Annotated in this window: 4 protein-coding genes; all 4 read left to right on the top strand. The window is 68.6% G+C overall.

What is annotated here, in order from left to right; all coding sequences use genetic code 11:
* Positions 1-227 precede the first annotated feature (227 nt).
* Positions 228-1,283: a quinolinate synthase NadA gene (nadA, locus tag K8V11_RS04755; RefSeq protein ID WP_303911286.1), complete on the top strand. Its 1,056-nt coding sequence runs from the start codon at positions 228-230 to the stop codon at positions 1,281-1,283.
* A 65-nt stretch (positions 1,284-1,348) separates the two neighbouring features.
* Entirely contained in the window at positions 1,349-2,197 is an 849-nt protein-coding gene (gene nadC, locus K8V11_RS04750; RefSeq protein ID WP_303911287.1) for a carboxylating nicotinate-nucleotide diphosphorylase, read from the top strand.
* A gap of 58 nt (positions 2,198-2,255) precedes the next feature.
* On the top strand, positions 2,256-3,596 hold the full coding sequence (gene hisD, locus K8V11_RS04745) for a histidinol dehydrogenase (protein ID WP_303911285.1): 1,341 nt from the start codon (positions 2,256-2,258) through the stop codon (positions 3,594-3,596).
* The coding region (locus tag K8V11_RS04740; RefSeq protein WP_303911282.1) for an aminotransferase class I/II-fold pyridoxal phosphate-dependent enzyme at positions 3,597-4,115 on the top strand (519 nt) is incomplete at its 3' end.

Here is a 4,115-nt window from a genome sequence, read left to right as displayed (position 1 = left end):
AGGTCATGACCGCAGGCCAGAGCACACAGGTCGTCGAATATGTCGCGATGGCCGCGTGGGCCGTGGGAGGCGCCCTCACCGTGTGGTTCGTGGCCACGTACATGGCATTCGGTAGAGACCTGCGATAATAGGGCTTCCAGTCGTATCGATGCGCCTGCCCGGCACGGTACGAAGCTGACCATTTGAGTGGCCCGGGGCCGCTTCGATGCAAAGGAACGTTGACGATAATGACGAGCGCGAGCGCATCCGCCACCACCATATTGAGCTCCGACCTGCGCGAAAAGGTCACCCGCACCGCGCACGGTTGGGACGGGGTAACACCGGACGAGCATTGGGCTCAGGAAATACGCCGCCTCGCGGAGGAGCGAGACGCTACGATCCTGGCGCACAACTACCAGGTGGGCCCGATCCAGGACATCGCCCACCACGTCGGCGACTCGCTCGCGCTGTCGCGTATCGCGGCCTCGGCGGACACCGAGACGATCGTGTTCTGCGGCGTGCACTTCATGGCCGAAACCGCGAAGATCCTGTCGCCGGACAAGACCGTGCTCATCCCGGACGCCGAGGCCGGCTGCTCATTGGCCGATTCGATCACCGACGAGCAGCTGCGCGACTGGCGCTCCGAACACCCCGGCGCGGTTGTAGTGAGCTACGTCAACACAACCGCCGCTGTGAAGGCACTCACCGACGTCTGCTGCACCTCCTCCAATGCCGTCGACGTCGTCAACTCCATCGATCCCGATCGCGAGGTGCTGTTCCTACCCGACCAGTTCCTCGGCGCCCACGTGCGTCGCGAGACCGGCCGGGAAAACATGTTCGTGTGGGCCGGCGAGTGCCACGTCCACGCCGGTATCAACGGTAAGCAGCTCAGCGACCAGGCCGAATCGCATCCCGGCGCCGAACTGTTCGTGCACCCCGAGTGCGGCTGCGCGACCAGCGCCCTCTACCTCGCCGGGGAAGGCGCGGTCGAAGAGGACAAGGTCAAGATCCTCTCCACCGGCGGAATGGTCGACGCCGCCCGGGCCTCCGGCTCCAGCGAGGTCCTCGTGGCCACCGAGATCGGGATGATCCACCAACTGCGCAAGGCAGCCCCGGAGATCGACTTCCTCGCCGTCAACGAGAATGCCTCGTGCCCGTACATGAAGATGATCACCCCGGCCGCGCTGCTGCGTTGCCTCACCGACGGTGCCGACGCCGTCCACGTCGACCCGGTCACCGCGGAAGCGGCGCGCGGCTCGGTCGAGCGGATGATCGCCATCGGCAACCCCGGGTCGGGAGAGTGACCGCGCCGCGCGCGCGGACCGGGAACTCGTTCGTGGGGGAGCGCTCCGCGGCGTTCACCTCAGGTCTGGATGACGCCGGGCACCGCGCTCTCCGCGCCGCCCTGCGGGTCGCGCTGGACGAGGACCTGGCACACGGACCGGACGCCACGTCGATCGCCACCGTCCCCGCGGACTCGCGCACCACGGCGCGGCTCGTGGCTCGCGAATACGGCGTGCTCGCCGGGATCGACGCGGTGCACTCCGTGCTCGACGAGGTCGACCCGGGCAGCGCCAATGTCACCGCTCACGTCGCCGACGGCGAGCGGATCGAGCCGGGCCAGGTCGTCGCGACGATGGAAGGGCTCACCCGCTCGATACTCACCGCCGAACGCACCTTCCTCAACCTCGTCTGCCACCTCACCGGCATCGCCACCGAGACTGCGCGCTGGGTCGACGAGGTCGAAGGCTACGACGTGCGTATCCGCGATTCCCGCAAGACCCTGCCAGGGCTGCGGGAGCTGCAGAAGTACGCGGTGCGTGCGGGTGGCGGAGCGAATCACAGGATGGGCCTCGGCGACGCCGTGCTCATCAAGGACAACCATGTGGCCGCGGCCGGCGGCATCACCGCCGCGCTCGACGCCGTCCGCGCGCAGTTCCCGCAGCTGCCCTGCGAGGTGGAGGTCGATTCGCTCGAGCAGCTCGACGAGATGCTCGCTGCGGGCGTGGACTTGGTGCTGCTCGACAATTTCCCGGTGTGGCAGACGCAGATCGCGGTCCAGCGGCGCAACTCCCGCCGCCCCGCGACGCTCCTCGAATCCTCCGGCGGGCTCAGCCTGGACTCCGCGCGGGACTACGCCTCTACGGGCGTCGACTATCTTGCCGTCGGCGCGCTCACCCATTCGGTACGAGCCGTCGACCTCGGCCTAGACTTCTAAGTATTGCCCGCGGGTTTCCGCCCGGCGGACACCTGGACACCCGGTGGAGAGGATTTTCGTGCTCAATTATCTTGACCTGCGAGGCACGACGCTGAGCACCGCGGAGCTGCGGCGCACCCTGCCGCGCGGCGAGGTCGACGTAGCTTCAGCGGCCGCGTCGGTGCAACCCGTTGTCGACGCTGTCGCGCGTGAAGGCGCGAGCGCCGCGCTGGACGCAGGTGAGCGCTTCGACAAGGTTCGGCCGACAAGCGTGCGCGTACCGTCCGCCGTCATAGACGAGGCCCTGTCCGGCCTCGACCCGAAAGTCGCGGACGCGCTTGCGGAAGCGATCGAACGCAATCGCCGCGGCCACGCCGCGCAGCACCCGCAGGGCAAGGTCACCGAGGTCGCGCCCGGCGGCACCGTGACCGAGCGGTGGGTTCCCGTGGAGCGCGTCGGGCTTTACGTCCCCGGCGGGCGCGCGGTGTACCCGTCGTCGGTGCTCATGAACGTCGTGCCCGCGCAGGAGGCGGGAGTGTCCTCGCTGGTCGTGTCGAGCCCGCCGCAGGCCGAGTTCGGCGGCTGGCCCCACCCGACGATCCTCGCCGCCTGCGCCCTGCTCGGCGTGGACGAGGTATGGGCCGTCGGAGGTGCGCAGGCCGTGGCGCTCATGGCCTACGGCTCGCCGGAGGACGTTGACGGGGGAGTGGCGCTCGAACCGGTGGACATGATCACCGGCCCCGGCAACGTGTTCGTCACCGCAGCCAAGCGGCTCGTGCGCTCGGAGGTCGGTATCGATTCGGAGGCCGGGCCCACAGAGATCGCGGTCCTCGCCGACGACTCCGCGAACCCGGTGCAGGTGGCCTACGACCTGATCAGCCAGGCCGAACATGATCCGATGGCGGCGTCGGTGCTGGTCACCGATTCGCCGGAGCTCGCCGACGCGGTCGATCGCGAGATTGCCACACGCTACACGCGCACCCTCAACGCCGAGCGCGTCGCCGAGGCGCTCGAGGGAAAGCAGTCAGGGATCGTGCTCGTCGACGACCTCGATGCAGGCCTCCGCGTCGTCGATGCCTACGCAGCCGAGCACCTCGAGGTGCAGACCCGCAACTCTCGTGACGTCGCCGCCCGGGTCCGCAACGCGGGCGCGATCTTCGTCGGCGCATTCTCCCCGGTGCCCCTCGGCGACTATGCCGCCGGCTCCAATCACGTGCTGCCGACCTCGGGAAGCGCCCGGCACTCCTCGGGGCTCTCGGTGTACACGTTCCTGCGCAATGTGTACATGATCGACTACGACGAGGCGGCGCTCAAGGACGTCTCCGACACCGTGATCGCCCTCGCCGACGCTGAGGCCCTGCCCGCACACGGCGAAGCGATCCGCGCGCGCTTCGAGAACCTCGACGCGGGGGTGGAATAGATGGCACGGTTGGAAGACCTTCCGCTGCGCGACAACCTGCGCGGCAAGAACCCGTACGGTGCGCCCCAGGAGGGCGCGCCCGCGCGGCTCAACGTCAACGAGAACCCCTACCCGCCGTCGGACGCGCTGGTCGAGGCGATCGCCGAGGCCACGGCGAAGGCCGCATCCGACCTCAACCGCTACCCGGACCGAGACGCCGCTGCGCTGCGCGAGGCTCTCGCCAAGTACTTTTCTAAGCAGACCGGCGTGCAGGTCGGTGCCGACATGGTGTGGGCGGCCAACGGATCGAACGAGGTGCTACAGCAGCTGCTGCAGGCGTTCGGTGGCCCGGGGCGAAAAGCCATGGGTTTCGTCCCGAGCTATTCGATGCACCCGATCCTGTGTAGCGGGACCGACACCGAATTCATCGGGGTCCAGCGGACCGCGGACCTTAGCATCGACACCGAGGTCGCGGTCGCCGAGATAGCCCGCCACAGCCCCGACGTCATCTTCGTGACGACCCCGAACAACCCCACCGGG

Source organism: Dietzia timorensis (genome assembly GCF_020742175.1).
Classification (GTDB): Bacteria; Actinomycetota; Actinomycetes; order Mycobacteriales; family Mycobacteriaceae; genus Dietzia; species Dietzia timorensis_A.
This window is presented reverse-complemented; position numbering and strand designations above follow the sequence as displayed.